The organism is Bradyrhizobium sp. LHD-71, assembly GCF_031157255.1.
In the GTDB taxonomy this organism is placed as follows: Bacteria; Pseudomonadota; Alphaproteobacteria; order Rhizobiales; family Xanthobacteraceae; genus P52-10.
On the sequence record NZ_JAVIFX010000026.1, the window covers coordinates 84,019 to 110,940 of the forward strand.

General features: G+C 63.0%; 26 protein-coding genes. 12 read left to right on the forward strand and 14 right to left on the reverse strand.

Annotated elements, in window-relative coordinates:
* Nucleotides 1-17 precede the first annotated feature (17 nt).
* A complete protein-coding gene (locus tag RCO31_RS25570; RefSeq protein WP_308971400.1) occupies nt 18-413 on the forward strand; it encodes a VOC family protein in 396 nt (131 codons plus the stop codon).
* A 76-nt stretch (nt 414-489) separates the two neighbouring features.
* Here the strand turns inward: RCO31_RS25570 and RCO31_RS25575 are convergent, their stop codons facing one another.
* Nucleotides 490-1,254 (reverse strand): APH(3')-II family aminoglycoside O-phosphotransferase, encoded by a 765-nt coding sequence (locus RCO31_RS25575; RefSeq protein WP_308971401.1) that lies wholly within the window; start codon nt 1,252-1,254, stop codon nt 490-492.
* 264 nt (nt 1,255-1,518) lie between these two features.
* On the opposite strand from RCO31_RS25575, the gene RCO31_RS25580 reads away from it, so the two are divergent.
* The 3 genes from RCO31_RS25580 (at nt 1,519) to RCO31_RS25590 (ending at nt 5,515) form a co-directional block, all read left to right on the forward strand.
* On the forward strand, nt 1,519-2,994 hold the full coding sequence (locus RCO31_RS25580; protein WP_308971402.1) for an FAD-dependent monooxygenase: 1,476 nt from the start codon (nt 1,519-1,521) through the stop codon (nt 2,992-2,994).
* A 101-nt stretch (nt 2,995-3,095) separates the two neighbouring features.
* On the forward strand, nt 3,096-4,514 hold the full coding sequence (locus RCO31_RS25585; protein WP_308971403.1) for an amidase: 1,419 nt from the start codon (nt 3,096-3,098) through the stop codon (nt 4,512-4,514).
* 104 nt (nt 4,515-4,618) lie between these two features.
* Nucleotides 4,619-5,515, forward strand: coding sequence for an arginase family protein (locus tag RCO31_RS25590; protein WP_308971404.1), 897 nt, complete (start codon nt 4,619-4,621; stop codon nt 5,513-5,515).
* Nucleotides 5,516-5,520: 5 nt separating this feature from the next.
* On the opposite strand, the gene bioB is transcribed toward RCO31_RS25590, so the two are convergent.
* Entirely contained in the window at nt 5,521-6,543 is a 1,023-nt protein-coding gene (gene bioB / locus RCO31_RS25595) for a biotin synthase BioB (protein WP_308971405.1), read from the reverse strand.
* Between the two features lie 94 nt (nt 6,544-6,637).
* Here bioB and RCO31_RS25600 point away from each other — a divergent pair, with 94 nt between their 5' ends.
* A complete protein-coding gene (locus RCO31_RS25600) occupies nt 6,638-7,324 on the forward strand; it encodes a GntR family transcriptional regulator (RefSeq protein WP_308971406.1) in 687 nt (228 codons plus the stop codon).
* Here the strand turns inward: RCO31_RS25600 and RCO31_RS25605 are convergent.
* Complete coding sequence (locus tag RCO31_RS25605; RefSeq protein WP_308971407.1) at nt 7,305-8,633, reverse strand: aspartate aminotransferase family protein; 1,329 nt, start codon at nt 8,631-8,633, stop codon at nt 7,305-7,307. The two genes, RCO31_RS25600 and RCO31_RS25605, sit on opposite strands and share 20 nt — an antisense overlap.
* A 296-nt stretch (nt 8,634-8,929) precedes the next feature.
* On the opposite strand from RCO31_RS25605, the gene RCO31_RS25610 reads away from it, so the two are divergent.
* Complete coding sequence (locus RCO31_RS25610) at nt 8,930-10,342, forward strand: amidase (protein WP_308971408.1); 1,413 nt, start codon at nt 8,930-8,932, stop codon at nt 10,340-10,342.
* Here RCO31_RS25610 and RCO31_RS25615 read toward each other — a convergent pair.
* Nucleotides 10,255-11,268 (reverse strand): GntR family transcriptional regulator, encoded by a 1,014-nt coding sequence (locus RCO31_RS25615; protein WP_308971409.1) that lies wholly within the window; start codon nt 11,266-11,268, stop codon nt 10,255-10,257. The genes RCO31_RS25610 and RCO31_RS25615 overlap by 88 nt on opposite strands.
* A 119-nt stretch (nt 11,269-11,387) precedes the next feature.
* Between RCO31_RS25615 and RCO31_RS25620 the strand changes: the two genes are divergently transcribed.
* A complete protein-coding gene (locus tag RCO31_RS25620; protein WP_308971410.1) occupies nt 11,388-12,227 on the forward strand; it encodes an alpha/beta hydrolase in 840 nt (279 codons plus the stop codon).
* A 25-nt stretch (nt 12,228-12,252) separates the two neighbouring features.
* A complete protein-coding gene (locus RCO31_RS25625; RefSeq protein WP_308971411.1) occupies nt 12,253-13,794 on the forward strand; it encodes an ABC transporter substrate-binding protein in 1,542 nt (513 codons plus the stop codon).
* Between the two features lie 43 nt (nt 13,795-13,837).
* Here the strand turns inward: RCO31_RS25625 and RCO31_RS25630 are convergent, their stop codons facing one another.
* Both RCO31_RS25630 and RCO31_RS25635 read right to left on the reverse strand, forming a co-directional pair.
* The gene (locus tag RCO31_RS25630; RefSeq protein WP_308971412.1) at nt 13,838-15,496 is read right to left on the reverse strand and encodes a GMC family oxidoreductase N-terminal domain-containing protein; all 1,659 of its coding nucleotides are present in this window, start codon (nt 15,494-15,496) and stop codon (nt 13,838-13,840) included.
* A 360-nt stretch (nt 15,497-15,856) separates the two neighbouring features.
* Nucleotides 15,857-16,375 (reverse strand): lipocalin-like domain-containing protein, encoded by a 519-nt coding sequence (locus RCO31_RS25635; RefSeq protein WP_308971413.1) that lies wholly within the window; start codon nt 16,373-16,375, stop codon nt 15,857-15,859.
* 90 nt (nt 16,376-16,465) lie between these two features.
* Here RCO31_RS25635 and RCO31_RS25640 point away from each other — a divergent pair, with 90 nt between their 5' ends.
* Together RCO31_RS25640 and RCO31_RS25645 are read left to right on the forward strand one after the other, a co-directional pair.
* Nucleotides 16,466-17,356, forward strand: a complete 891-nt coding sequence (locus RCO31_RS25640; protein ID WP_308971414.1) for a LysR family transcriptional regulator — start codon at nt 16,466-16,468, stop codon at nt 17,354-17,356.
* Nucleotides 17,357-17,454: 98 nt separating this feature from the next.
* The gene (locus RCO31_RS25645) at nt 17,455-18,495 is read left to right on the forward strand and encodes a WD40 repeat domain-containing protein (RefSeq protein ID WP_308971415.1); all 1,041 of its coding nucleotides are present in this window, start codon (nt 17,455-17,457) and stop codon (nt 18,493-18,495) included.
* Between the two features lie 106 nt (nt 18,496-18,601).
* On the opposite strand, the gene RCO31_RS25650 is transcribed toward RCO31_RS25645, so the two are convergent.
* Both RCO31_RS25650 and RCO31_RS25655 read right to left on the reverse strand, forming a co-directional pair.
* Complete coding sequence (locus tag RCO31_RS25650) at nt 18,602-19,288, reverse strand: DUF6923 family protein (RefSeq protein ID WP_308971416.1); 687 nt, start codon at nt 19,286-19,288, stop codon at nt 18,602-18,604.
* A 9-nt stretch (nt 19,289-19,297) separates the two neighbouring features.
* Nucleotides 19,298-20,518, reverse strand: a complete 1,221-nt coding sequence (locus RCO31_RS25655; protein WP_308971417.1) for a helix-turn-helix domain-containing protein — start codon at nt 20,516-20,518, stop codon at nt 19,298-19,300.
* Between the two features lie 146 nt (nt 20,519-20,664).
* Between RCO31_RS25655 and RCO31_RS25660 the strand changes: the two genes are divergently transcribed.
* A complete protein-coding gene (locus tag RCO31_RS25660) occupies nt 20,665-21,111 on the forward strand; it encodes an SRPBCC domain-containing protein (RefSeq protein WP_308971418.1) in 447 nt (148 codons plus the stop codon).
* Between the two features lie 8 nt (nt 21,112-21,119).
* Here the strand turns inward: RCO31_RS25660 and RCO31_RS25665 are convergent, their stop codons facing one another.
* The 5 genes from RCO31_RS25665 to RCO31_RS25685 all read right to left on the reverse strand — a co-directional run bounded on the left by RCO31_RS25665 (nt 21,120) and on the right by RCO31_RS25685 (nt 25,805).
* On the reverse strand, nt 21,120-21,632 hold the full coding sequence (locus tag RCO31_RS25665; RefSeq protein ID WP_308971419.1) for a DUF1269 domain-containing protein: 513 nt from the start codon (nt 21,630-21,632) through the stop codon (nt 21,120-21,122).
* Nucleotides 21,633-21,673: 41 nt separating this feature from the next.
* On the reverse strand, nt 21,674-21,895 hold the full coding sequence (locus tag RCO31_RS25670; RefSeq protein ID WP_308971420.1) for a hypothetical protein: 222 nt from the start codon (nt 21,893-21,895) through the stop codon (nt 21,674-21,676).
* A 342-nt stretch (nt 21,896-22,237) separates the two neighbouring features.
* On the reverse strand, nt 22,238-22,564 hold the full coding sequence (locus RCO31_RS25675; protein WP_308971421.1) for a hypothetical protein: 327 nt from the start codon (nt 22,562-22,564) through the stop codon (nt 22,238-22,240).
* A gap of 312 nt (nt 22,565-22,876) precedes the next feature.
* Nucleotides 22,877-24,619, reverse strand: coding sequence for a metallophosphoesterase (locus RCO31_RS25680; RefSeq protein ID WP_308971422.1), 1,743 nt, complete (start codon nt 24,617-24,619; stop codon nt 22,877-22,879).
* A gap of 46 nt (nt 24,620-24,665) precedes the next feature.
* A complete protein-coding gene (locus RCO31_RS25685; RefSeq protein ID WP_308971423.1) occupies nt 24,666-25,805 on the reverse strand; it encodes an AI-2E family transporter in 1,140 nt (379 codons plus the stop codon).
* Between the two features lie 254 nt (nt 25,806-26,059).
* Between RCO31_RS25685 and RCO31_RS25690 the strand changes: the two genes are divergently transcribed.
* Nucleotides 26,060-26,305 carry a hypothetical protein gene (locus tag RCO31_RS25690; RefSeq protein ID WP_308971424.1) on the forward strand — a complete coding sequence of 82 codons (246 nt, stop codon included), beginning with the start codon at nt 26,060-26,062 and terminating at the stop codon, nt 26,303-26,305.
* A gap of 193 nt (nt 26,306-26,498) precedes the next feature.
* Here RCO31_RS25690 and RCO31_RS25695 read toward each other — a convergent pair whose 3' ends face one another.
* On the reverse strand, nt 26,499-26,816 hold the full coding sequence (locus RCO31_RS25695; protein ID WP_308971425.1) for a hypothetical protein: 318 nt from the start codon (nt 26,814-26,816) through the stop codon (nt 26,499-26,501).
* Nucleotides 26,817-26,922 lie beyond the last annotated feature (106 nt).

Genomic DNA, 26,922 nt, shown 5'->3' on the forward strand with positions numbered 1-26,922 from the left:
TCGAAGAGGAAATGAAGATGTTCAGCAAAATCATGTTCGCCACCTTGTACGTATCAGATCAAGACAAGGCTCTCGACTTCTACACCGGCAACTTCGGTTTCGAGAAGATGGCCGATAATCCCGGGCCAGAGGGCCGTTTCCTGTTGATGAGCTACAAAGGTCAGGGATGGCCGGTGCTGCTATGGCCCGGTACAGGAGGACGTCCGGCGTCCGAGGCGGACAGGATGGGCACGATCTTTCTTCAATCGGACGATCTTCGCAAAGACTTCGCCGAGCTCAAGGCGCGCGGTGTCACGTTCGTGGAGCCGGAGCCTGAAGACTATACCTGGGGGGTGCGCGTCACGGCTTTGGATCCCGACGGCAACTGGATTGCGTTGCGGCAGCAGGGAAGCTCGCGACAGCGGGAAAAATAGCCAGCGGCAGCGGCGCGGTATCGGCAAGGAGGACGATCTTGCCGGCCGCGCCTGCAACCGACGCAAAAGGGCGCTCTCAAAAGAACTCGTCGAGCAGGCGATAGAAGGCCAGCCGCTCGGGATCGGCGCTCCCGCCATAATGGCGCAGGAAGGGCCCGACCCATTCCTCGCCGAGATTGTACCGGATGCTCCAGCTCGCCAGCGCGAGATCCTGGTGCCGATCGGCGACGCCTAGTCTGCTACAATCGACAAAGCCTGTGAACTGGCCATCTGCCGCAAGCAGGTTGGGCAAGCAGGCGTCGCCGTGTGTCACAACGAGGTCCTCATGCTGTGGTCTTCGGGCCAGAAGCTCTTCGAATAGATCGGCAGCCGTTCGGCCGATGCGTTCCTCGTCGAAATCATCCTCATCAACAAGCCTCGCGTCCATGCGCGCTTGTGCCAGAGCGATGCGGTTGTTGGCCCGATGGTCAAAGGGGCAGGCGCGGGCGTCGCACGCGTGCAGGTCGCGCAGCGCGTCGGCAACGACGCGCCCGGGCGCGAGATCGGACGAGGCGAGATCACGGCCGGGCACTGCGCTCATGAGGAGCCAACACCGCTGCGCCTCTTGCGCTTCGGCGATGACCTGCGGACACGCGATGTGCTGCCCCGCGAGCCAGCGGAGCCGCGCGATCTCGTCAGGCAATTCGCAGAACGGGCCGGCTGGCGCCGTTTTCGTAAACAAGTTCGGTCTGCCCTCTGCCTCAAGCCGGAAGACTGCTGCATCCGAACGGCCGATCGTCTGCGCCCGCCACGCATAGCCGGCAAGATCCCCCGCCCAGGTCTTCGGCAGCTCGGGGAGCATTGCAGCAACCTCAAGGGCGGCGGGAAGTGATGTGGCTGGGCCGCGTGCTTGCGGCCGGTTCGTCCGTTCGTCGTGGACGCCGGAAAGGAGTGCGCGTCTCCCACTATAATATGTGGTGCGCAACGGGCTTGCTTCAAGATCCCGGTCATCCCGTAGAAGTGGCGATCGAAGTCAACCTGCGGGGCGCGAAATGATTGCATTGTTGGCGAGGCGCTGGTCGTACGCGGCCGAGCTGGTCGTCGCTGGAACGATCGGAGTGCGGCGATGACCGAGCATGCGGTGCTGATCGCCGGAGGAGGCCCGACCGGGCTGGTGTTGGCGGGTGAGTTGGCGTTGGCAGGGATCGACGTGGCCATCGTCGAGCGTCGTGCCAACCAGGATCTGGTCGGCTCGCGTGCAGGCGGACTGCATTCGCGCACGATCGAGGTTCTCGATCAGCGCGGGATTGCTGATCGGTTCCTCTCGCAGGGGCAGGTGGCCCAGGTCGCGGGGTTCGCCTGGATACGCTTGGACATCAGCGATTTTCCCACCCGGCACAATTACGGACTCGCACTGTGGCAGAACCATATCGAGCGCCTGCTCGCCGGCTGGGTCGACGAGCTGGAAGTACCCATCTATCGCGGACGTGAGGTGACCGGGTTCGCGCAGGACGACAGCGGCGTAGGCGTCCAGCTATCGGACGGCTCATCGCTGCGGGCGGCCTATCTCGTCGGCTGCGATGGCGGGCGCAGTCTGATCCGCAAGACAGCGGGCATCACGTTCGCAGGCTGGGACGCCACAACCAGCAATCTGATCGCCGAAACCAAGATAGCCAAGGAGCCGGAATGGGGTTTGCGCCACGATGCGCGCGGCATCCATTCCTTCAGCAAATCGGATGACGGAGCAACTGTGCGGATCTTGGTGACCGAACAGCAGCTCGGTCGGGTCGGCAAACCGTCTTTGGCCGATCTCAGCGAGGCGCTGATCGCGGTTTACGGCACCGATTATGGGATTCACAGTCCCGTCTGGATCTCCAGATTTACCGACATGGCGCGACAGGCGGCAACTTATCGGAAGGGGCGGGTGCTGCTCGCCGGCGACGCGGCGCATGTGCACTACCCCACAGGCGGGCAGGGCCTCAACATCGGCGTTCAGGATGCGGTGAATCTCGGGTGGAAGCTCGCCCAGGTCGTGAAAGCGACGTCGCCGGAAGGTTTGCTGGATACCTATCATGCCGAGCGTCATCCGGTCGCGGCGCGCGTGTTGCACAACACGATGGCGCAGGTCGCACTGCTGCGCCCTGTCGATGATCACGGCAGGGCGCTGCGCCAAACCATGTCCGAACTCCTCGGCCTGGACGAGCCGCGCAGACGACTCGCTGCCGAGATGTCTGGTCTCGGCGTTCATTACGATCTCGGCGAGGGCCATCCGTTGCTTGGGCGTCGCATGCCTGATCTCGACCTGATCACCGCCAGCGGAACGGTGCGGCTCTTTACTCTGCTGCACGGTGCCCGTCCGCTGCTCCTCAATCTCGGTGAAGCCGAAAGCTTCGACATTGCGCCATGGGCAGATCGTGTTCAGCAGGTCGACGCTCGATATGCGGGCGCGTGGGAACTGCCGGTGTTCGGCGCCGTCGCCGCACCCGCAGCCGTGTTGATCCGGCCCGACGGATATGTAGCCTGGGTGGATGATCTGACGCAGCGGGGACTCGTTGATGCGCTCACCACGTGGTTCGGAGAGCCTCTGCGGGGCAGCGCATAGCGCAAACCTTTGACGGACTGGACGGCGGATGTTCAGCTCCGCATCGGAAAAAAGTAGGCCGGGGTTCAGCGGCGGAAAGCAATCGCCTGGGAGGAGGGGCAATGAACGCTGTGTTCAATGATCTGTGCTGGCTTTCCGCCCGCGAGATGATGCGACGCTTTGCCAAACGGGAGCTGTCGCCGGTCGACGTCTTGGAAGCCACTCTGGCGCGACTGCAGGCGGTCGATCCACTTCTGAACGCTGTCTGTCTGCTGGACGAGGCGCAGGGGCGGCGCCTGGCGGCCGAGTCGGCGGAGCGCTGGCGTCGCGGTACGCCGCTCGGGTCACTCGATGGTGTGCCTGTCGCGATCAAGGACTCGGCGCATGTTGCCGGTTGGCCATTGCGCTTCGGCTCCCGCGCGACCGCGGAGACACCTAGTCCGGAGGATACGCCCGGCGTTGCCCGTCTGCGCGAGGCGGGGGCGGTGTTCTTCTGCAAGACGACGAGCCCGGAATTCGGCTGGAAAGGCGTTACGCACGGTCCGCTGACCGGCATCACGCGCAATCCCTGGGACCTCTCCCGCACGCCCGGCGGTTCCAGTGGCGGATCGGCCGCATTGGTGGCGGCTGGAGTCGTACCCATAGCGACCGGCGGCGACGGTGGCGGCTCCATCCGCATCCCCGCAGCGTTCAGCGGCGTGTTCGGACTGAAGCCGAGCTACGGCCTCGTCCCGAATCTCCTGGGGCCCATGGGTACCCTTGCGGTCTATGGCGGCCTGTCGCGCGACGTCACTGACAGCGCGTTGCTGCTGAACGTGCTGACGCGGCCGGACGATCGCGATTCCTTCGCCATTCCGTATCGTAGCATTGACTATCTCGACGGCCTCGACAGTGGAGTGGCGGGAATGCGGATCGCCTGGTCGCCGGATCTCGGTTTTCGGGTCAGCGACCCGGCTGTTGTTGCCGGCATGCAGCCGGCGATCGATGCACTCGTGAAGGCTGGCGCCGAGGTGAAGAGTGTTTCGCTGGATCTTTCCGCCGCGCAGCATGCGGTTGACGTGATCTGGGGCGCATCGCATGCGGCCATCGTGCGCAACTTCGACGGTGCGCAATTGGCGTCACTGGATCCAGGTCTGCTCCGACTGATCGTCGCGGCGCAGGATATTTCGGCAAGCGAGCTGCAGGCGGCGTATGCGGAGATGCGCGCGCTTGGCCAGACGATGCAACTGTTCCACCGGGACCATGACCTGCTGCTGACACCGACTGTTCCCATCACCGCCTTTGCTGCCGGCATCGACAGCCCCGACACGAGACGGTTCCCGCGATGGCTTGACTGGACGCCGCTGACCTGGCCGTTCAACCTGACCCGTCAACCGGCCGCTTCGGTGCCTTGCGGATTTGTCGACGGTTTGCCGATCGGGCTGCAGATCGTGGGGCCGATGTTCAGCGAAGAGAAGATCCTTCGCGCCAGTCGCTGCGTGGAGCGGGCCTGCGGCAGCGCCGCGCGGCCGAGCCTTGTGGATCGGACCGTGCCGGCATGATGGGTCAGTCCGCTGGTTGCGGACGCCCACACTTGTGAACATTTGAGTGGGACCAGGCGCCACTTATTGTGGCCGTCCGCTGTCCGGATCGGAAGGACGTACGCATGGCCGGTCCTCGCTATGCAATCATTGAGGCTCCGTCTGTGCTGGGGCTATTCCCCGGGGGCGTGGAAATCTTGTCTGAGACGCTGCTCGCCGCCGGCTTGGCGGAACGCATTGGCGCGAGCCGAGCCGGTCGCGCCCAGCCGCCGCCGTATGATCCGCAGCGCGACCAGGCAACCGGGTTGCTGAATCCTCATGGGATCGTGGATTATTCGCGCGCGCTGGCGGATACGATCATGCCGTTGCGGGATCGCGGCGACGTCCCGCTTGTCCTCGGCGGAGACTGCTCGATCTTGCTCGGTTGCCTCCTTGCGACGCGGCGACGTGGACGCGCGGGGCTTCTGTTCCTCGATGGCCATGCCGACTTTTATCAGCCCGAAGCGGAGCCCAATGGTGAGGCGGCATCGATGGAGCTCGCGCTCGCCACCGGGCGTGGCCCCGATATGGTGACGAGCATCGAAGGACTGCGCCCGCTCGTCCGGGATCAGGATGTCGTCGTGCTCGGCCGCCGCGATGCGGACATTGCGGATGAGTACGGCAGCCAGCGTGTCGAGGACACGGACATCGCGATGATCGATCTTGCTGCGTTCCGGCAGCTTGGCGCGCCCGCTGCCGCCGAACAGGCCCTTGATCGTCTCCGCGGCCGGGAGCTCGATGGCTTCTGGATCCACCTCGACGCTGATGTGCTTGACGATGCAGTGATGCCGGCGGTCGATTACCGCATGCCCGGCGGTCTTCGCTGGGACGAACTGTCAACCGTTCTGCGGCAGGCGATCGGTTCGGACCGGGTGCTGGGCATCGACATCACCGTCTTCAATCCCAGGCTGGACGCGACCGGCACCATCGCCCGCAGCTTTGTCGATGCTCTCGCAAAGGGGCTCGCCGGCGAGGGCGGTTGAATGACCTATGCTTCCACTGTCTCGGCGGGAAGCGAAGAGACGACGTCCAGGCCCATTTTCCTCAACATGGCGAAATCCCGATCGCGCACGGGATTCTTTGTCGTGAGCAGGCGATCGCCAATGAAGATCGAATTTGCACCGGCGGTGAAACACAGCGCCTGCAGTTCTTCGCTCATCGCCGTGCGCCCTGCCGACAAACGAACCACACTGCGCGGCATGACGATCCGCGCCACTGCGATGAGGCGGACGAAACCGACCGGGTCCAGCTTTTCGGCGGTCCCTGCGACGGGAACCCCGCGCACCTCGTTCCACTGATTGATCGGGACGCTCTCAGGATGCGGGTCGAGAGAGGCCAGCAGATGCAGCATGCCGAGCCGGTCCGAAAGCACCTCGCCCATTCCGACAATGCCGCCGCAGCAGAGCTTGATGCCTGCGTTGCGAACGCGCTCAATCGTTTCCAGCCGATCCTGAAGCGTCCGCGTTGTGATGATACGGCCATAATATTCAGGAGACGTATCGACATTGTGGCTGTAGAAGTCGAGTCCGGCATCGCGAAGCCTGACGGCCTGCTCAGCGGTCAGCATTCCGAGTGTCACGCAGGTCTGCATGCCGAGCGCGCGGACGCGCTCGATCATCTCGCAAACTTCGCTCATGTCGCGGTCTTTGGGACTCCGCCACGCGGCGCCCATGCAGAACCTCGACGCGCCGGCATCGCGCGCGGCACGTGCGGCCTCGACCACGACCTCGACATCCATCAAGCGCGTAGCTTTCACACCGGTTTCGTAGTGGGCGCTCTGGGAGCAGTAGCCGCAATCTTCCGGGCAGCCGCCGGTCTTTACGCTGAGCAGGCTCGCGGCTTCGATCTGTGTTGGATTGAAGAACAGGCGGTGCACGGTCTGCGCACGGTGAACGAGCTCAGGCAGTGGCAGATCGTGAATCGCCTGGATTTCCTCTCGGCTCCAGTCGGTCCGGATCAGTTCGCTGGTCCCGGGCCGCGTTTCCAGGTGAGGGGGCAGAGCGTCGGACATCGGCTCTCCAAAACTATCTATGATTCTGTTGACGGAGACTACGATATCGATGAATGGTTTATCCCGCACGAGGAATCTTAATAGATAATCTATGATGGGCATCGAGCCTAAACGATCGCCGCCTGTAGCTCAGCGCATCGCCGCCGCCTTGATTGAGCGAATTGTTGCGGGCGAAATATCGCCTGGCACCCCGCTCCGGCAGGACCATGTGGCGGCGGAATTCGGTGCGAGCCACGTGCCTGCGCGGGAAGCTCTTCAGCTCGTACGGGCACAGGGCCTGGCTGTGAGCGAAGCGCGGCGTGGCATTCGCGTTGCGCCGATGGACTCGGCGCATCAGCAGGAGGTCATCGAGATGCGTGCCGCACTGGAGCTGCTCGCGTTTCGCCATGCGTGTCGACGCTTCAACAGCAAGCATACGTCGCCGATCGAGGCAGCGGTGGAAGCCGGCGAGCGCGCGCAATCGATTGCCGAGTGGGAGCGGGCCAATCGCGAGTTTCACGCAGCGCTGGTTGCGCCATGTCAGATGCGGTGGCTGCTCGCGCTGCTCGACCAGCTGCGCCTCGCCCATTCACGCATCGTCATCGCCATGGACCGGTCGGAGATCTGGCAGCCGCGCTCCAATCATGAGCATCGGCAGATCCTCGCTGCCGTTGCCGGACGCAACCACCAGCGCGCCACGATGTTGCTGGATCGGCATCTGCACGGGATCGAAAGACCCGGCGCCGATCCATCGGGTCCGGGCACGTTCGACCAGCATCGCGTCACTGGATCTGCCGAATAGCCTCGGCAATCGTCGTGAACAGGCGATCGATTTCGGCGTCGGCAATGATGAGAGGCGGCGACAACACCAGGGCGTCGCCGGCCGAGCGCACGAGGACGCCTTTCTCGAAGCAGCGATTGGCCGCATCAATCGCGCGCATGCCGGGAGCATCGGGGCGTGGCTCCATCTCGATCGCCCCGAGCACGCCGATGTTGCGGATATCGATGACCTGCGGCAGGTCCCTTAACGCATGCGCCGCCGATTCCCAACGCGACGCAGCAGTCGCGGCACGCTCGAAGATGTTCTGATCACGGTAGACGTCGAGCGTGGCGATGCCGGCAGCGCATGCCAGCGGATGGCCCGAATAGGTGTAGCCGTGGAACAGCTCGATCATGTTTTCTGGCCCGCGCATGAACGTGTCCCACACTTTGTCGTGTGCGAACACGCCGCCCATCGGAACAGCTCCGTTGGTCATGCCCTTGGCGCAGGTCATGATGTCGGGCGTTACGCCGAAGACGCTCGAAGCGAAGGCGCCGCCCAGCCGGCCAAAGCCGGTGATGACCTCGTCGAAGATCAGCAGGATGCCGTGCCTGTCGCAAATCTCGCGCAGTCGCTCGAGGTAGCCCTGCGGCGGCGGCAGCACGCCGCCAGAGCCGGTGACCGGCTCGACGATCACCGCTGCGATGGTCGACGGGTCGTGCAGGGCGGCAATCGACTCGAGCTCATCGGCAAGGTGCGCCCCCCAGGCAGGCTGACCTTTCGAGAAGGCATTGTGCGCGAGGTCCAGCGTGTGATTGAGATGGTCGGTCTCCGGAAGAAATGGTCCGAAATCCTTACGGTGCCGACCGATGCCTGAGACCGAAAGACCGCCCCATCCCATGCCGTGATAGCCTTTGGCCCGGCCGATGAAGCGCGTTCGGCCGGCTTCGCCGCGCGCGCGGTAATAGGCACGCGCGATCTTCAGAGCCGTGTCGACGGCTTCGGATCCCGAGTTCACGAAGAACACATGGTCCATGCCGGCGGGAGCGATCTCCGTCAGGCGCGCTGCGAACTCGAACGCCAGCGGATGGCTCATCTGAAAGGACGACACATAGTCGAGCTGTTCGGCAGCCGTCTTGATCGCCTGCACGATTGGTCGCTGGTTGTGTCCGGCATTGACGCACCACAGGCCGGCCATGCCGTCCAGCACCTGCCGCCCGTCCGTGGTTGTGTAATACATGCCGTCAGCACCTGCGAACAGCTTGGGCGTGGCCTTGAAGGCACGGTTTGCGGTGAAGGGGAGCCAGTAGGATTCCATGCGGCTGCGGTTCGGCGGTGTCATGACGTTCATGTCGGACTCCTCATGCAAGCGGATCAGGGATGGAAACGGTCGCGGGACAACAGCCAGGTCTTTCCGATCGCGACGCAGGCCCTTCGCGGCGGTCGGACGCTGCCGCCACGATGCGGGAAGGATCGGAGCCGGCTTGGAATCGTAGTGTGTATCATGCCTACAAAATGCACTTTTCAAGACGGGAGGGAAAGGACGATGTCTGCGGGTGTACGGAAGAAAGAAGCGAGGGGTGGCGCTGATGGTCGAACCGCGTCGGCTGCAAATGAGCGAAACCCGCTGCTGCCGGAGGGGCGCTGATGACTGATCTTTGGAAGCTCGACGGTGTGGAAACCGCCGCACTGATCCGTGGGCGGAAGGTTTCGGCGCGCGAGGTGATCACTGCGACGTTGGCGCGACTGGATGCGGTCAACCCTACAATCAACGGCGTCGTGCTGGCCTTGCATGAGGAAGCGCTTGCCGCCGCCGACGAGGCCGATCGGGCGCTCGCGCGGGGCGATGCGGTCGGTTCGCTGCACGGCGTGCCTGCTACCACCAAGATCAACCTCGACCAGAAAGGCTGTCCGACCGATGGCGGTGTCGTTGCGTTCAAGGATGCAGTTGCGGACCGCGACAATCCTGTGATCGCCAATATGCGCGCGGCGGGCATGATCATCGTCGGCCGCACGAATACACCGGCGTTCTCGATGCGCTGGTTCACCGACAATGAGCTGCATGGCGCCACCCTCAATCCGTGGAATCGCAATCACACGGCAGGAGGGTCGAGTGGCGGCGCAGCGGCGGCGACTGCGGCCGGCATCGGCGCCATCGCCCAGGGCAACGACATCGCCGGCTCGGTCCGGTTTCCCGCCTATTGTTGCGGCCTCGTCGGCCTGCGGCCGACCTTTGGACGCATCCCGGCTTTCAACTTTACCGCCACCGGCAACCGGGCAATCTCGTCGACGCTGATGGCCGTGCAGGGACCGCTGACGCGCACCGTGCGTGACGCTCGTGCGGCACTGGCGGCCATGTCGGTAGGCAGCCCCTATGACAATCGTTGGGTCGACGTGCCGCTCGAGGGGCCGCCTGTGAGCCGGCCCATTCGCGTCGCCATGGTCGTCGATCCCGCCGAGCGCGGCGGTGTGGCGCCTGAAGTCGCCGCGGCGATCCGCCAGGCCGCCGGCTGGTTGACCGAAGCAGGCTATGCCGTCGAGGAGGTTTCACCGCCGGAGTTCGGCGCGGTCATCGACCTGTGGAGCCGGATGGCCATGGACGACGTGATCGCCGGCCTCGAGCCGTCGGTCGCCAAGCTGGGCGATCAGGCGATCAAAACGTCGCTCGGGTTGTGGCGTGCCGTCTTTCCCGCCCGAGAAGCACGCGAGGTGCTTGTTGCGCTTGCCGATCGCGACCGGCTGTTGCGCCTGTGGCAGCTCTTCCTCGAGGAGCGGCCGCTGATCCTGACGCACAGTTGCGCGGAACTGCCGTTCAAGGTCGGGCTTGACCTGGTCGACGCGCCGACCACCAGGCGCATGATGACGGCGCAGTCGACCGAACTCGCCGTGCCCGCCCTCGGTTTGCCGGCGATCTCCGTGCCGACGGGAATCGCCAGGGGCCTGCCGGTGGGCGTGCAATTGATCGCGGGACGCTACCGCGAGGATCTTTGCCTTGCGGCCGCGGCGGCGATCGAGGCGCGGGCCGGCTTGCGGACACCGGTCGACCCGTTCTTTTCCTGATCGGTCTCGCTTGAGGGGGCTCCGCCCGCACCGCCATAGACGCGCGCCGTCAGCTCGAGGTGGCGGTGGAGGAGCATCGCCGCCCATTCTAGATCGCCCGATGCGATCGCGTCGAGGATCGCCAGGTGTTCCCTTGACGATTGGGCGACACGTTCGGGCGCGAGGCGCGGGAAGGTGCTGTATTCGCCGAACCGGCGCAGCGCGTTCTGCCGGGCTACCGCCTGCAGAAGGTAGCGGTTGCCCGACCAGGCCGCGAGCGTTTCGTGGAAAACGCTATTGGTCTCGATCCACATGCGTGGGTCGACGGCCCGGTCCCTGCGCAGCAGCGCCTGATGGGCGTCGCGCAGTCGCTGGAGCTCGCCCGGGTCAACGGCGAAGGTGGGTTCGCGCAGGCCCGCACATTCGACGATCATCCGGAAGCGGTAACTCTCGCCGACGGCCTCACGCGATTCCAGCGCTTCGGCGAACCGCCAGCCGTGGCCGGGCTGCCGCCGGATCAGCCCGTCGTCGGCCAGTTTCATGAGCACGCGCCGCAACGCGCCGCGCGACACACCATAGCGCGGCATCAACTCGGTTTCGGAGACCTCTGCAGGGATACGCCCGCGGCCACGGTCGGCGAGCAACGCGGCGCCGATCTCATCGAAAGGCGAGGGAGGCAGTTGCGCGGCGACCGTCTTGGTGCCGTCGACCTTGCGCGACAGGACGAAGCCGCGGCCGGGCATCAGCCGCACGTAACCAAGACTCTCGAGCACACCCAGGGCCGCACGCACCGGCGTGCGCGAAACGCCGAAGGCGCGCGCCAGAACCAGCTCGCGCACCGGCGCGCCGGCGGGCAACGCTTCCTTGCCGATGTGGGCGAGAATCTGCCGAGCCAGTTCGTTCTGCAGCGGCGTGGCGCCGCCGGCTGCGCTCTGCGTCTTCGCCAAATCGTCCTCCTTGTATGGAACCGTACTGCTGTCGTCTGACCAAAAAAGGTGCTTTTCGTCGCTACAAAAATATGGCTGACTTCAGGCCCGAAGGAAAGCCTCAGGGGAGACGCGGCACGATGGCGGACGGCGGCAATGTCGCGCTGGGCTATTATGATCGCAGGCGCACGACAATCTGGGCGTGCCGAGCCGACCCGCGCTTCAGCTGGTGTGCTTACGTGCCGGAATCCTTCGAGCCGGCGACGGCCCATCATTACCACCTGCTGGTCGCCGTGCATGGCACCGGCCGGCTGATGACGCTCTATCGCGACGTCTTTGCCGCCTTTGCGGACCAGCATCGTTTCATCGTTCTGGCACCGCTTTTCCCCGGCGGCATCACCTCCACCGACGATCTGTCGAGCTACAAGCTGCTGCGCACCGGCGCGCTGCACTACGATGCCATCCTGCTGTCCATGGTTGACGAGATCGCCGCGAAATATCGGATCGATGTCGGCCGCTTCGCCTTGTTTGGATTCTCCGGCGGCGGGCATTTCGCTCATCGCTTTTTCTATCTTCATCCCGAACGCCTGTCGGCGGTCTCGATCGGCGCGCCGGGAGTCGTGACCTTGCTCGATCGCGATCACGATTTCTGGGTCGGCGTGCGCAACTTCGAGGCCGTGTTCGGCAAGAAGCTCGACATCGACACCATGCGCACGGTGCCGGTTCACATGGTGGTCGGCGACAACGATACCGAGACATGGGAAATCACGCTGCGGCCGGGCGGCGGCTGGTGGATGGACGGCGCCGACCTTGCTGCAGGCGACCGCCGGAACCGGCTGCGACTGCTCAAGGCGAGCTTCGAGGCGGCCGGCATCGCGGTGCGCCATGACGTCGTGCCAGGGGCCGCGCACTGGGTCGAGCCGATGATTCCCGCAGTCACGGATTTTCTTGCGGATGTATTCGTGGAGGCCGGCCGCTGAACCGCAGAACACAGGGAGCAGGGCAATGAAGACAATCGTGTTGGCGGCCGTCTTGGCCTTGTCGATCGTCTCGTCAGCTGCAGCGCAGAAGAGTGGCGGTACGCTCACCTTCGCGCTCAATTCGGACATCCGCAGCCTCGAGCTGGGCATCAATCGCGACGCCAATACTGACACGGTGATTCAGATCCTGTTCGAAGGCCTGGTCGCCCATCGCGCCGATCTCAGCGTCGGTCCAGCGCTGGCGCAATCGTGGGCGGTGTCGGACGATGGCAAGACGTATACGTTCAAGCTGCGCGACGGTGCCCGCTTCCACAATGGTGCGCCGGTGACGTCGGCCGAAGTCAAATGGACCTGGGATCGGCTGATGTCTCAGACCGGCTGGGCGTGCAAGCGCAATTTCGACGGCGGTGCCGGGCTTAAGGTATTGGGCGTCGAGGCGCCTGATCCCGCCACCGTCGTGTACACACTGGAAGCGCCGCAGGCGATCTTCCTCAAACAGCTCGCGAACGTGCAATGTCACGTGTTGGTCGCCCACCCATCCAGCGCCGGGCCTGACGGCAAGTGGGTCTCTCCGGTGGGATCCGGACCGTACAAGCTGAAGGAATGGAAGCGAGGCGAGCTGATCACGTTGGAGCGCCATGACGGCTACAAGCCGTCGGCCGAGAAGCGGGACGGCTATGCCGGTGGCCGCATGGCCTACGCCGATCTCGTCGTCTTTCGCGTCATTCCCGACGCCAGCGCGGCCGAGGCGGCGCTGCTGACCGGCGCCATCGACATCCTGCCGGCGGTCGAACCGGCGCGGGTCGACGATCTCAAGACCCGCGGCATGACCGTCCAGAGCACACCTGGCTTGAACTGGGGGCCGCTCTTGATCCAGACGCAGGATCCGCTGATGTCGAACGTCAAGATCCGCCGCGCGATGGCCCATGCGATCGACCTTGACCAGATCGCAGCGGCGCGCACCGACGGACTGGCGACGGGAAATCCTTCGGTCGTGAGCGAGTCGAGCATTTACTTCGACAAGCAATTTCTCGCGTGGCCGAAATTCGATCCGGCACGTGCGGCGGCGCTTCTCAAGGAGGCGGGATACGCAGGTCAGGTGATCAAGCTCCAGACCAACAAGCGCTATACCGGCATGTACGAGCGGTCGGTGATCGCGCAGGCCATGCTGACGGCGGCCGGGTTCAAGGTCGAACTCGAGATGCTCGACTGGGCGACGCAACTCGACAACTACATCAAGGGAAATTTCCAGGTGCAGTCGTTCGGATACTCCTCGCGTCTCGATCCCGCCTTGATGTATGCCGCTGTCATCGGCGACAAGTCGAGGCTGAAATCAGCGCAGTGGGACGACCCCGCCGCGATCGAAATGCTCGCCGAGAGCTTGCGGACGGGCGACGAAGGCAAACGCAAGGAGATCTTCCTCAAGCTCCACAAGATGATGGCGGAGCAGGTGCCGATCATCGGCTGCTATTTCGATCCCAATATCGACGCGACGCGGCCCAACGTGCACGGCTATGCGACCTGGGCCGCCGACCGTCCCATTCCTTGGGGCGTATGGAAGGAGTGACGATCGCTGCGTCGAGCAGCGCCGCGCCGTGAGACGCCCGGCGTCAGACGCGCGGCGCTTCCATGAAATCCGGGACGATCGCTGACGGAAGTGGTTGCTGTCCGGTGATGAGGTCGGAAGCCTTGTCCGCGATCATCATCGTCGATGCATTGAGATTTGCGGAAATCATCCTCGGCATGATCGACGCGTCCACCACCCGCAAGGCCTCGAGGCCGTGCACTTTCAGCTGATCGTCGACGACAGTTGTCGGATCGCTAGGCGGACCCATGCGGCACGTACATCCCGGATGAAAGGTCGTCTGTGCGCGCTTGGACGCTGCGGCCAGGAGTTCGTCAGGCGTTTGCGCCTGAGGTCCGGGGAAATCCTCGTAAGCATAATAGGGAGCAAGCGGTGCCGAAGCCAGCAGGCGTCGCGCCAGCCGCATGCCGGCGACCAGCACGCGCCGGTCGATCTCTTCAGCCAGGTAGTTGGTCTGGATGCTCGGCGGTTCGAACGGGTCGCTCGACCGGCAACGAACGTAGCCTCGGCTTTCGGGGCGTTGCTGCCAGCAGGCCACCGTCATTCCCGGATCGTCTTCGAGCTTGCCTTGCTCGCCTTCCTTGTAGCTCGCCGGCGTGAACGTCAGTTGCAGGTCGGACGACTCCGCAGTTTCCCCGGAGTGCCAGAAGCAATAGACCAGAGTCGGCGAAAGGCTGAGAATGCCGCGGCGGGCAAAACCCCATTTGATCGCCTCCAGCGCTAGCTCAAGCCCGCGCACCCGCTCGTTGATTGTCTTGATGTTCTTGACGCGCGCGACCGTGCGCGGCGCGTAGTGGTCCTGAAGACCTTCGCCGACGCCGGCCAAGGCGTGGTGGACGGGAATGCCGAGCGATTGCAGCAGCGATGGTGAACCCACGCCGGAGAGCTGTAACAGCTGCGGTGAGTTATAGGCTCCGGCGGCCAGGATGACTTCCCGCCGCGCACGGACCTCGACAGTCGCGCCGCCACGGCCGCCTTTGGCGTAGCGTACCCCGATGGCCTTGCGGCCATCGAACACGATGGAAGTGGTGTGCGCGTGTGTCCGAACCTCGACATTCGGCCGCTTCATCGCAGGGCGAAGAAATGCGGTGGCAGCGCTGACGCGACGTCCCTTGTGGATGGTCGTCTGCGCGTAAGCGACGCCTTCCTGAACTGTCCCATTGTAATCAGCGTTGCGAGGAATGCCGAGCTCCATGGCTCCGGCGATGAAGGCCTCGCATAACGGATGGCGCCAGCTGATATCCGTCACGACCAGGCTACCATCGCGACCACGGTAGACTTCGTCACCATCACCGATGCGTCGCTCGAGCCGCTTGAAATACGGCAGGACGTCCGCGTAACCCCAGCCGCGATTTCCGAATTGCGCCCACGTGTCGAAATCCTGGCGCTGACCGCGGTTGTAGATGTGGCCGTTGATCGAGCTCGATCCGCCAAGTGTCTTGCCGCGAGGCGCATAGATGCGCCTCCCGCCGGTCCACGCGCCGGGGTCCTGAGAATAGCACCAGTTGACGGTGGGCTCGTAGAACGTCTTGATGAAGCCTGCGGGCAGGTGGATGTAGGGATACCAGTCGGACGGACCGGCCTCGAGCACGCAGATCGTCGTGCTGCTGTTCTGGCTGAGCCGATGGGTCAGGACACTCCCGGCAGAGCCGGCGCCGACGATGACATAATCGAAGATTTCCATTCCGACACGCCAGTGCGAGATTTCAGTTCGCTTTTTTTGATCGTTTGAGGCGTACTATGCTCGAACGATCCTCCCTGCCGATCATCATAGCACGGCTGATGATGCCGAGACAAAAGCGCTCTGTTCGCCAATAACCGGGCGGGCGGAGGCATTCGAGGAATTGACTCGACACGCCCGAGTAGTGGCTTCGTTTGTGCGAGACGTTCAGCATGTACCATGCGCGCCATGCTCCGACGCGTGCCGAGATCAAGAGCCGATCGGCATGGCGTGTTGACCGCATAAGCTCGGCGGCGCCACCACCTGCGGATGCATGGTCGCTGTCGGGGACTGAGGCAGTCCATCCTTCGCCTTTTCCGGTGTTTACTTTACACGCTCCCAGACGATCCGGATTTCGGTGCCTTCGGGACGTCGGAAGTATTCCGTCATCTGATCGCCGTCGACGATCATCCGCAATTGCTCGCGCGTGCGCGCGTGTCCGACCCAGTTCGGAAAGGTGGAGCCTTCGACACGGTTGCCACTGAACTCGCCGTCCGCGTCGACGGTGTATCGGCCGAAGAAGCCAATGCTTCCTGCCACCGCCGCGCGGTTCTCCTCATCCGTGCCGCGTCCCCGCACGTCGGAGGCGAATTTCGGCACGCGAGGATCGGTGAGGACCTCGATAAAAGTCAGTTCCTCCGTGAACACGAGCCAGCCGTGCGGATTGGGCCCATAGGCCGGCCGATTTTCGCCTTGCGGATCGATCTGGGCGGAAACCATTCGCCACGTTCCGATAATCTTGTTCGGACTCTGTGCCGGAGCCGCGCCTGCCGTGAAGAGCGCAACTGCGCCGCTGATGAGAAACGCGGTGAGGCATCTTTTCATGCTGTGACCCTTCGACATGGAGCTGGCCCTGACGCGGAGCACATGGTGACTGTACCTTTGTGCGAAAATGCACAACAATTCGTATGACCTGGTGAAGGAAAAGCACCAATGCATCGGCCGTCCCTCTCGGATCTCACCGCATTCTCGGCCGTTGCAGACCACCGAAGTTTTCGCGCCGCAGCCGATGTTCTGGGGGTGTCGCGATCGTCGCTCAGCCACACGATCCTGGCGCTTGAGCGCAATCTTGGAGTCCGTCTGCTTCATCGGACGACCCGTAGCGTCGCGCTAACCGAGGCGGGAGAGCGGCTGCTGAGGCGGCTGAAGCCGGTCCTGCAGGACCTGGACGATGCCATCGATACGGTCGTCGACCATGGAGGGCATCCCAGAGGGATGATCCGGATCAACGGCGGCGAGGGGGCAGTACGACTCCTGTTGAAGACTGTCGTGCCTCGGTTTCTCGGTCGCTATCCGCAAGTGTCTCTCGACATCGTTTCAGAGGGGCGCCTCGTCGATATCGTTGAGGAGGGCTTTGACGCCGGCATCAGGCTTGCCGAGGCGGTGCCTCAGGATATGGTTGCCGTTCCGATCGGCAAAGAGCTCCGGTTTCTTGCCGTCGCAGCGCCGGACTATCTGGCTGCACATGCGCGACCGGTCGTTCCTGACGACCTGCGCAGCCATCGTTGCATCCGCCAGCGCCTCCCGAGCGGCAAGATATATCGCTGGGAATTCGAGAAACACGGACAGGAAGTCTCGATCGATGTGCCGGGAGTGCTGACGCTCAACCACACCTTGGTGATGGTGGAGGCGGCGGCAGATGGACTAGGAATTGCGTATGTTCCGGAGACGGCGGCGCGATCGTCGATCGACAATGGGAAATTGACCGCGTTGCTCGAGGATTGGTCTCCGCCGGTCCCGGGGCTGCGTCTTTATTATCCGGGGCATCGTCGCGTGCCGGCCGCGCCTCGGGCGCTCATCGACGTGATCAAGGAGATCACCTGACTGGCTGCCTTGCTTCGCGGAGCCTGCGACCGGCGCAACGCCGTGTGCCGATGCTCTGGAATGGGTTTGCTGACTGTTCTCGCTTGAACGCCGCTGTTATGACCGCTGTTGACGGCTTGCGCCGTCTTGACGACGGCGCGGTGTGGCTGCAGTTGGATCGGCTCGCGCAGGCAGGTTATAACGCCGTGGTGAGGATCCTGATGAAGTCCTGGAAGATCGGTAAGAGTTATGGCGTCGCCTTCTCGGGCGATGGCCGGCTGCTCGCAACGCTCGGGCGCGACGTATGGATCTGGACGGTCGCGAAGCGATCGAAGTCGGTGCGCACCCATCCCGTCTCGCATCCTTGCGATGCCGCGTTTTCCCCGGATGCCGGCCGGCTTGCCGTCAAGAGCACGTCGGGACACATTGCCATCATCGATGTGGAATCCGGTCAAACGGCCGTCGACTTCGACAACAGCGGTGAAGGAGAAGGGGCGAACCTCCAGTACTCGCCGTGTGGCGACTACATCATTGATGGTGCCTGGAACGGCCGTCTGATCGTGAGGTGCGCGGAGTCGGCATCGCGCGAGTTCGTTCAGGAGTTTCCGGGCGACATGATCCGCGGGATTCGCAGCTTTCAGAACGGACAGCGCTGGATCGTGGCGCACAGCCCGATAGCGAAGACATATGACCGGCCGCCGCCACCAGACTATTTCTCCATGTGGGAGTGGCCTTTTCGGCGCGGCACGCACCAGGTCCTGCCGCTGAGAATCCCTTTCTCTCTCGCCCGATCGCTGGCGATCAGCATCGATGGACAATATCTGGCCGTCGTTCATGGCGCGCCTCCAGATAGCCTGTCGGTGTTTCAGCTCAGAAATGGTGCTCGTGCAGCAACGATCCCCGTCGCGGTTGGGGGGACAAGCGCCGCGGTCCGTTGGTCTTCCGACGGCCGGCTGCTCGTCTCGGTCCAAGACGAAGCGGTCGTCGTATACGCTTGGCCGGGTCTGCAGGAACTCCACAGGCTGGCTCTTCCGTTCCCAAGCGACGCAGCATTCTCTCCGCCGGGAGATGCTCTGGCGCTAGGGTCCTGGAAAGTCGGGTGGGTTCTTCCTTTCGATGCGCTTTCCGGAATGAGCGTTCCGCCAGCCGCCGCGCCGTAGCATCGAGCGCTTGCCTTTCGGCGGCCTTACTTGGGATCAGTGTCACTTGGGATCAGTGTCGCCTTGAAGCGTCCGCCAGGTTTGGCGAACCTCGCGTGCAAGAAGATTACTTGCGTTTTGACGTGCCGCGCTTCTCCGAACTGCTGCGGGTCGGTGCACCTCGATTGGGCCGACGGACGGCTCTGACCTTGCCGCTGTTCGCACCACCGCAAAAGAACTGATCGCCGCCGTCGGACTCGAGGCCGGACACGTCCGCCCCGGGCGGCATCTCGAGCCGCTCCAGCACCTCTCCTGTGCGCGGATCTATCCGCCTCAACTCGCTTTCGTCGCCCTCCCAGGTGGCGTGCCAGAGTTCGCCATCGACCCAGGTGACTCCGGTCACAAAGCGATTGGACTCGATGGTGCGAAGAACGGCTCCACTTTGCGGGTCGACTTGATGGATCTTCCGATCCCGGTATTGCCCCACCCACAGCGTCCCTTCGGCCCACGCGAGTCCCGAGTCCGCGCCGGCCCCGGGTGCCGGGATCGAGGCAAGCACCTGGCCGGTGCCCGGATCGATCTTCTGGATGCGATCCTCGGCGATCTGAAACAGGTGCTGACCATCGAAAGCCGTTCCTGCATGCGCGGCAACATCGATCGAGCGCACCAATTTGCCGCTTGCCGGATCGAAAGCGTTCAGCTTGTCGCCGGACGCAAACCAGACGTGCTGACCATCGTATGTGACGCCATGCACGTTGTCGTTACCCCGAAATGGGCCATACTCACGGAGGATTTCGGCTGCTGTTCGTTTCATGACGCCATCCTAGCCGCCCGGAAGCGGTGCCGGGAGTAACAAGGTCGTCGCGAATCCGGGCAGGGGTGGTGTCATCCAACGGCGCGCACGCCCGCGGCCAAACGATTGTATTTTGCCTGCTGCGGCGAGCTCGTCGAGGGAGCGCTGCACCGTACGCTGGCTGGCTCCGAGCGCGAGTGCCAGCGCCGAGCTCGACCACGATTCACCGTCGCCAAGCAACGCCAGCACCGCTGCATGAGCCTCGTCGATGGGCCGCGCCAGTACGACGATCTCTTGCGCCCGGCGCGGCAACAGTGCGAACCCTTGCGTCGTCGCGCTGACGCTCGCGAGCGTTCGAAGCGTCGCCCGAAGCCGCCCGATTTCGACCCGCAAGCGCGCACGATTCGATTCATCCGCATGCTTTGCCCGGAATGCTCGCGCGATAAGCGTGCCTCTTGGCACATCTTGCGGTGACGTTTCGGCCAGTGCACGTGCGAGTGCGAACAGCACTGGACGCCTTGCGAGCGAAACCACCGTGCCTGCCTCGTGCACCACGTGTCGGCATGCGTCGACGACCAGAGCCTTCGACGCCAGCAGCGCTTCAACTTCCTCGAGCAAAAGTGGTCGTTCTTCGCCGCGCGCAATCAGGCGTGCGGCAGGGGTGTTCAGGACGAGGGATGCGTTCTCGACCTCTGCCATCAATGCAGGGATGGCAGCCTCGCGCGCGGCATGTCCGGCGTCAGCGAGCGCCGCGCGTGCAGTCTTTGTCCGCAGGCGTCGCATGGCGATTCCGGCAACCACCAGCCCGTGGGCAGCTTTCAACGCGGCGGGAAGGGGCGCGGGATCGAGCTCGGCGAGCTTTTGCTCGGCCTCGTCGAGACGCCCGATCAGCAGCAGCCGGCGGACGTCGAGATAGCGTGCATGCGCGGCGTTCAGCTTGTCGCCGTGCTGTTCGAGCGTCGCCCGCGCTGCGTCGAGGGCCTTTGCGGGCCAGCCCAGGTCGCGTGAGACGAGCGCGATCTCGGCCTCGGCGACAATGCACCTTGCACGCGCGACCGCTTCTTTGGATCCGAAAGCGCGCGCGGCGCGTCGCAGGAGATCTTTCGCCTTTACGAGATCGCCGAGCTGCGCCATCGCGATGCCTCGCAACGCCAGTGCGGCGGCGTCGTCACGCAAGGCGACCCGGTTCAGGGCGCCGAGAGGGTCGCCCGCGGCGAGCGCACGCGCCGCGGCTGTGATCAGCGAATCCATTTGAATCCCGCCACACTTGTCACTCCCACCGTTCGATGCCCCGGCCTTAGTCTACCTCATGCTCACAACGAGTTCGTCGCGGCGAAGTGGTGCCGACGACGAAATCCCTGACGTGCAGAAACTTACACCGGAAGGAGAAACCGCAAATGCCGGATATTTTACACAGGACCGGAATCAAATCACCGTCGCCAAACGAGGCCTACAAGGCGTTGGCCACAATTGAGGGACTCTCCGGCTGGTGGACCGACGATACGCAGGGCGACAGCAAAGTCGGTGGTGTGATCACGTTCCGCTTCGGTTCTCAGAGTTCTTTCGACATGAAGGTGCTTGAGCTCGAGCCCGGCAAGCGTGTGCTATGGCAGGTCCTGGACGGTCCGGCCGAATGGATCGGCACGAAAGTGGGTTTCGATCTCGAACAGGACGGGGACTGGACCATCGTCCTTTTCAAGCACCAAGGCTGGAAGGCGCCGACGGAGTCCATGCACCATTGCAGCACCAAGTGGGCCGTCTTTATGCTGAGCCTGAAGGCGCTGGTCGAAACGGGGACGGGTCGGCCCTATCCCAACGATGTCAGGATCGACAATTGGAGGTGAGGGCGGCCTCAGGCTGCCTTCTGCAGCGCTGCTTTCAGCTTCTCTTCGTTGGCGTTCGACAGTGAAGTTCTGAGCACGCGAGGTTTGAAGGGTTCGATTTCGGCGAGAACCTTGTCTTCGGTCATGTCCTTGACCTGAACGAAGAGGGCCGATGACTCGGGCGGGATGGTTTCACCAAGCTTCTTGATGAACTCGTCGTTGATCCCGTAATCCGTCAGCGCACCTGACAGCGCGCCGGTGCCGGCGCCGGCGAGGGCACCGAGCGCTAATCCTGCGAGGGGATTCAGAAGGAGGAGCCCGACCAGCGTTCCCCACAACGCGCCGAGCGATCCGCCGCTCGCCGCGCCGATGGCGGCGAGGTTCACGGCCTGCTTGATGTGAACCTTGCCGTCCTTGGTCCGCTCGACCACGCAGGCGTCCTCGAGGTCGATCAACTTCTCCTTCTGCATCGAGCGCGCCTTGTTCAGGACCTCGTCCGCAGTGTGGATGCCATCGAAGCCAAGTACGATCAGGGTGCTCATGACTTTGTCCTCAAAGATTGCTGCGGCAGTGTCTCACGAGGCTAATCGCGGCGAGTGAGGCTCCAGTCCTGCGACGACTGGGCCGACCAGGAACTCCGCACTCTTACAGGCCGGGTCAGGTTGGAATTGAAGGCGGCATTTGCGCCGAACACGCCCCCGGACGAGCGGGCACGGCGCGCACTCTGCGTTGGCATGAGGATTGCCGCGGCAAGGCCGAGAACGGCGAGGAGCGTCATTGTGCTCAGCAGTGTGTTGGCCAGCATTATTGTCTCCGTTTGCAGGTCCCAGCGACCATTCCTCTCGAACGTCGCCATTACACAGGCGCGGCGGCCGTTCGACTATTGGGGAATAACCTGAGTGCCGGTCTGCAAGACCCTAAGCATCGATTGAGAGTCAATTTGAGAGCTTATCGGCGGAGATGGGGCACCGCGCTGAATGGTCTAATGCGCTTAAAATGCTGGAACGATTATTTCGAGTCTCGCAATCACGTCAGGGAAGAGGTGCGACATGGTGGGTTGTCGAATGAAGAAGGAGGAGAATGGGGCCATTCTCCTCCTTGGTCGCTGCAATGTCGTTGATATGATCGCGCACTCCGCCGGAGTGCTTTACCCGCCGTGGATTGCCGTCCAATCCGGTGCGCGAAGTCCCGTCCCCCATTCCCGCGGCGTCAGAACCGGACGCGGTACGACGGGGCCCATGGCGGCATACGAGTCGATGTTCGGGACAGCGGCAGAGTAGGCGCTTTCCGGGATGCCGCTGGCGCCGGAGCGGCCAGGGCCAGTCGTCGTCTGATAGTAGTCAGTGTAGGGTTCGGGATAATAGGGAGCCGCAGCCCTCCAATTGTTCTGGAGGACCTGGGCAGAAGCAGGCTCTGCTGGCACCAGCATTGCCCCGGCCAGAACCAGCGCGGCCGCAAATTTCGTCGCGTTCATGTTATCTCCATTCGAGATTGGCAAGGCACGACATGCAGCGGCCGTGTCCTTGCACAGTTGCATCGATCGGGCCGGCCGCATCTTGCCGCCTCTCGCGAATCGTGCGCACCGATCAGATGCGCCGGCGACCCGCAGAGCGTCGGCTTCGAATTGGGCCAGACCCCAGCGACTGTTCCTTCTGAACGTCGTGATTACATAGGCAGGGGGTGTCGCGAACCATCGGGGATCGACCTGAATATGCCCCCGTAAGACCCTAAAGCCGTGCACGAACGCAGTTAGCCCACCAGAAACGGTTGGATTGTAGGCTGAAAATCAGGTTGAGACCTCGCCTTCGACTGTCACGCGTTCCCACGACAGCAGGCAAATCTTGTGATCATCGCTCACGCCCAGCGTGTGGATGTAGAAGAAACTATCCTCTTCGTCGGTCGCCTCCATGACCGGTGATGGCGCCGAGACGATCGGAATATTTTCGCATTCGCCGAGCCAATCGGTGTGGCGATGACCATGCATCAACACCACGCGGCCGGAGACTTTGCGGAGTCGACGCACGAACCAGCTTCCATTGACCAGCGCCGTGCCGATCCGTTCCGACAGCACCTTGGCCGGTCTCGGATACTCGACGACATGGTGATGGAGGGCCAGAACCCAGCATGCCTTCGGGTACTGGGCCGCCGCGATTTCAATCCCTCGCATCTGTTCGGACGTCATCATTCCGAGGGCATTGGTGAACGAAAAATGAGTATCTGCATTCGAATTCAAAAGAACGATGCCGAGGCCGTCACTGCTGTCGGGCGGCACGATCATCGGAAAGGCAGTTGCCCAAAGGTCGTCGAGACGCCTGGCCAGGAGCGGTTTCGCGATGTCGGAGAATCTGGCGATTCCCACGCGATTTGGTTCCAATGCGGCCGAGAGGCTTGCCCCGACATGTCCGTGAGCTTGGTCGATCACACGAACACGCTGGCCTTGGATGAAATCAGCCGCCGACAGAAACCGCAACCGTCGCAACCGTCTATTCGGGCTTGTAGGCAGATCGAGACGGGCAGGGTTGGCGCGATCGACGATATTGAGATCGTGGTTGCCGGGCAGGATCAGGATGCGTTCCAGAAGCCGGGGAAACTTCTGCAGTTCATCGAGCAGTTCCGACCACTCAGCGGAGCGGCCCGCGTCGGTCAGGTCTCCTGTAATCAGAACGACATCGACAGGAGTCCGCGAATGAATCACGTCGAGCTTCGCAAGTATCTGACGCAGGCGGATATTGCCGCGTGGTCCTGACCGTCCGCTTTCAATACGAAAGCCGTATCGCTCGCCAACCGCATGAAGATCGGAAAGATGGACAAGGCGCCATTTGCGCCTGACATTCTGATCTCCAGAACACGCGTTGAAGTCGCGCGGCTGCGGCATGATTGCGTCCGCGTATGCCCAGATGAGCGAGGCGATCGCCAGATACGTCGTCACAAGGACAACACTGTTGGCGAGTGCGATTGAAACGAGTGAACGGGGCGAGGCGAGGTCCGAGACAGTGCCCAGCCAGCGCGACGCCGGCCATGCGAGCCATGCGATGCCCGCTGCAGCGCAGAACATGATCGCACCTGCCGCCATCGATGTGAAGATGCTGAAGGCGAAGCTTCGAGTTTGACCGGTTCGCAACGTGAACAATTTGCCGGTCAAATGCCGCATGGTCTCGCGGCAGATTGCATATACGGGCTCGACAACGATTGCGTTCAGCGCCCAGAAGCTGCTTTCCGCCAGTCTGAGAACTGACCTGGCGCCCCATAGCCCTAGCACCGCCAAAAAGGCAAGCAGCAGGATAGGCCAGATCCCTATCAGAGGCGACGCGATCCTGTCCTTGATGAGGACGATCCATGCCGAGACAATCAGTGGTGTGAGACCTAGCAGGAGACCTGGGAGGACGAAAAGCATCGTCCATGACAGAACCAGTTTGGCCGGGCTGATTTCTGCAAACAGGCTGCCAGCCAGTGACAGCATGGATCGGCGCTTGGTGCTGGAGGCGTCGTCTTCGATGTCGCCGCGGCGGGGATCGACCAGAGGGTTCATATCCGGCGCTCGCCGGGCAATTGGAAGGAGATGGCGGCGCAGCGGATCAAGATCGCCCCGGTATGGTTACGGGTTGGGCTGGATCGATTTCTTTCGTTGCCGGCGCAGCTCCGTCACCAAGGCAATCCTCCACATAGAATCGCAAGACGGCGATGCGGCCGATCGCGACGAGCGGCACCGCAAGCGCTATTCCCATCACGCCGAACAGCGAACCGAACAGAACGATCGCGACCAGTATCCAGGCCGGCGGAATCTCGACGGCTTGGCGCAGAATGAGCGGGCCGATCACGTAGCCTTCGATCGATTGCACGATCGTGTAGACGCCGACCGACCAGATCAACATCGACAGGCCAAGCGGCATCGCTACCAGTCCGATCGGGATGGCCGCCGCAATCGGACCTAAATACGGGATGAAGTTCGACAAACCGGCCTGTACACCGAGCAGGAAAGCACCAGGAAGGCCCATGAGATAGAGAACGATCCAGACGCATATCGTCATCAGGACGATGCGAGCGACCTGTCCCACGAGCCATAGCTGCAGCACGCCGCCCATTTCGTTCAGGACATCGCGCACGCGTGCGCGGTACGAGGGCCGCACGAGCAGGACAATGCTTTCACGATAAAGATGCGGACTGAAGGCGAAGAGCATCCCCAGAAACAGCATGATGGCGGTATTCGCCAGAAAACTCGATGCCGTTCCGACCGCCGTCTGCGCATGCCCGAACAGTTTGCTGTGATCGGGAAACCAGCTTGAGAAATCGCGACCGCCTTCCGGACCGAACAATTCGATCCCGAAGTTCAGCAGGTAGTTTTGTAGAATGTCGAGTTGTGCATCTATTACTCGAACGAGATAGCGAAGCTGTTCTGGAAGGTGTCCCGCTCCCCAAATGATGCTCAGCGCCGCAAGTGCGCCCAGGATCACCAGCACAAGGGCAAGCCGCCATCCGCGGCTGAGGGGAATGACCGGCTTGATTGCGCGTGCGCATGCGTCAAAGAAAGCTGCAAACAGAACACCCGCGAAAATCAGAAGCAGGCTCGCCGCCATCTGCCAGATGAAGAACAAGCCTGCCGCCGTCGCGAGCAAGACGAAACCAGTCGAAAGAGCGCCGCGCCAGCGGTCAGATGTCGCGTCGGAAATCGAAGGCTCGCGAGAGGGAGGTCTGTTCGGATGGGCTGGAGTGGTCATCGACAGCTCACGAGTGCCTGGAGAGGCGGACGGTATCTGGCAGGCATCTGCTCGTGTCCTCGATCACCTACCGAGCATGACTGTTCGTCTGTCGGCCTTCCAGTCAAAATTTAACGATCATTTTCGGCGGAAACGAAGGCGCCGCCAACCCGTCGTCTCAAAACTTCAGCGCGAAGAACCAGTGTTTTCCCGGATCGTCACCGTGTCCAAACTCCGATGTAATCTCTGATCCAGTCGCACATGGGAGGACTATCATGGTGCGTTCATATCGATCCTTCGCGGCCGTCTTCGCTTTTCCGTTGCTGATTGTTGCGTCGGCCGCCGACGCGCAAAGCATGCGCGGCAAGAACCAGGCCAGCGATGCGGCCCTTGCAGCACGGCAAGAATGCTTCCGGGAGGCCCAGGCGAGGTTCCCGGGGCCGGGCGGGGAAATCAGCGTGCAGAAGCAGCGGGAAACCGCCTACAGGGGCTGCGCCCAGCGCAAAGGTGTGCGCCCCTGATCGGGTCGGTTGCTTTGGATTTCGGTGGGTGGTCGCCTCGACGAATGTTCCGTGAGGTCGCCAGCCCACCGCCTCGGTCCTGATCTTCAGACCGGCAAACCTCTGACAACAAAAGGGACGAACGACATCGTCGTTCGTCCCTTTTGTATTGCAGCGGTCGTTCTTCGTTCCCGACCGGGCCGATCGTTCGAAGTCAGAAGGCCGAACCGTGGATCGCGACCCAATCCGGCGCCTGAAGCCCGGTCGACCAATTCGGCGTCGTCACAAATCGACGTTGCCTGACGACCGGACCCACAGCCGCATAAGCATCAGTCGCGGCGGCGTAGGGACCAGTGTAGGTATAGCGGGAGCCAGAAAAGCGCGGGGCAGGACCGGTGGTGGTACCGTAGTAATCCGTGTAGCCGCCGTCGGCGTAGCGCGGCGACAGACTCTGGGCATGGGAAGGCGCCGTCAGCACCAGCGTTGCTCCGGCCAGAACGAGCGCTGCCGCACATCTTGCTGCGTTCAACATTGTGGTCTCCATTCGGGATGGCAAGGCACAACGCGCAGTCCCGCTACGTTCCTTGCGCAGTTACATCGAGTGGGTCGACTCGCACCTCGCCGTCTCCGCAAATCGA

Bases quoted from the DNA above. Each gene is read 5' to 3' on its own strand.
- RCO31_RS25570 (WP_308971400.1), top strand. From the start codon at position 18: ATGTTCAGCAAAATCATGTTCGCCACCTTGTACGTATCAGATCAAGAC.
- RCO31_RS25575 (WP_308971401.1), bottom strand. From the start codon at position 1,254: ATGCTCCCCGAGCTGCCGAAGACCTGGGCGGGGGATCTTGCCGGCTAT.
- RCO31_RS25580 (WP_308971402.1), top strand. From the start codon at position 1,519: ATGACCGAGCATGCGGTGCTGATCGCCGGAGGAGGCCCGACCGGGCTG.
- RCO31_RS25585 (WP_308971403.1), top strand. From the start codon at position 3,096: ATGAACGCTGTGTTCAATGATCTGTGCTGGCTTTCCGCCCGCGAGATG.
- RCO31_RS25590 (WP_308971404.1), top strand. From the start codon at position 4,619: ATGGCCGGTCCTCGCTATGCAATCATTGAGGCTCCGTCTGTGCTGGGG.
- bioB (WP_308971405.1), bottom strand. From the start codon at position 6,543: ATGTCCGACGCTCTGCCCCCTCACCTGGAAACGCGGCCCGGGACCAGC.
- RCO31_RS25600 (WP_308971406.1), top strand. From the start codon at position 6,638: ATGGGCATCGAGCCTAAACGATCGCCGCCTGTAGCTCAGCGCATCGCC.
- RCO31_RS25605 (WP_308971407.1), bottom strand. From the start codon at position 8,633: ATGAACGTCATGACACCGCCGAACCGCAGCCGCATGGAATCCTACTGG.
- RCO31_RS25610 (WP_308971408.1), top strand. From the start codon at position 8,930: ATGACTGATCTTTGGAAGCTCGACGGTGTGGAAACCGCCGCACTGATC.
- RCO31_RS25620 (WP_308971410.1), top strand. From the start codon at position 11,388: ATGGCGGACGGCGGCAATGTCGCGCTGGGCTATTATGATCGCAGGCGC.
- RCO31_RS25625 (WP_308971411.1), top strand. From the start codon at position 12,253: ATGAAGACAATCGTGTTGGCGGCCGTCTTGGCCTTGTCGATCGTCTCG.
- RCO31_RS25630 (WP_308971412.1), bottom strand. From the start codon at position 15,496: ATGGAAATCTTCGATTATGTCATCGTCGGCGCCGGCTCTGCCGGGAGT.
- RCO31_RS25635 (WP_308971413.1), bottom strand. From the start codon at position 16,375: ATGTCGAAGGGTCACAGCATGAAAAGATGCCTCACCGCGTTTCTCATC.
- RCO31_RS25640 (WP_308971414.1), top strand. From the start codon at position 16,466: ATGCATCGGCCGTCCCTCTCGGATCTCACCGCATTCTCGGCCGTTGCA.
- RCO31_RS25645 (WP_308971415.1), top strand. From the start codon at position 17,455: ATGACCGCTGTTGACGGCTTGCGCCGTCTTGACGACGGCGCGGTGTGG.
- RCO31_RS25650 (WP_308971416.1), bottom strand. From the start codon at position 19,288: ATGAAACGAACAGCAGCCGAAATCCTCCGTGAGTATGGCCCATTTCGG.
- RCO31_RS25655 (WP_308971417.1), bottom strand. From the start codon at position 20,518: ATGGATTCGCTGATCACAGCCGCGGCGCGTGCGCTCGCCGCGGGCGAC.
- RCO31_RS25660 (WP_308971418.1), top strand. From the start codon at position 20,665: ATGCCGGATATTTTACACAGGACCGGAATCAAATCACCGTCGCCAAAC.
- RCO31_RS25665 (WP_308971419.1), bottom strand. From the start codon at position 21,632: ATGAGCACCCTGATCGTACTTGGCTTCGATGGCATCCACACTGCGGAC.
- RCO31_RS25670 (WP_308971420.1), bottom strand. From the start codon at position 21,895: ATGCTGGCCAACACACTGCTGAGCACAATGACGCTCCTCGCCGTTCTC.
- RCO31_RS25675 (WP_308971421.1), bottom strand. From the start codon at position 22,564: ATGAACGCGACGAAATTTGCGGCCGCGCTGGTTCTGGCCGGGGCAATG.
- RCO31_RS25680 (WP_308971422.1), bottom strand. From the start codon at position 24,619: ATGAACCCTCTGGTCGATCCCCGCCGCGGCGACATCGAAGACGACGCC.
- RCO31_RS25685 (WP_308971423.1), bottom strand. From the start codon at position 25,805: ATGACCACTCCAGCCCATCCGAACAGACCTCCCTCTCGCGAGCCTTCG.
- RCO31_RS25690 (WP_308971424.1), top strand. From the start codon at position 26,060: ATGGTGCGTTCATATCGATCCTTCGCGGCCGTCTTCGCTTTTCCGTTG.
- RCO31_RS25695 (WP_308971425.1), bottom strand. From the start codon at position 26,816: ATGTTGAACGCAGCAAGATGTGCGGCAGCGCTCGTTCTGGCCGGAGCA.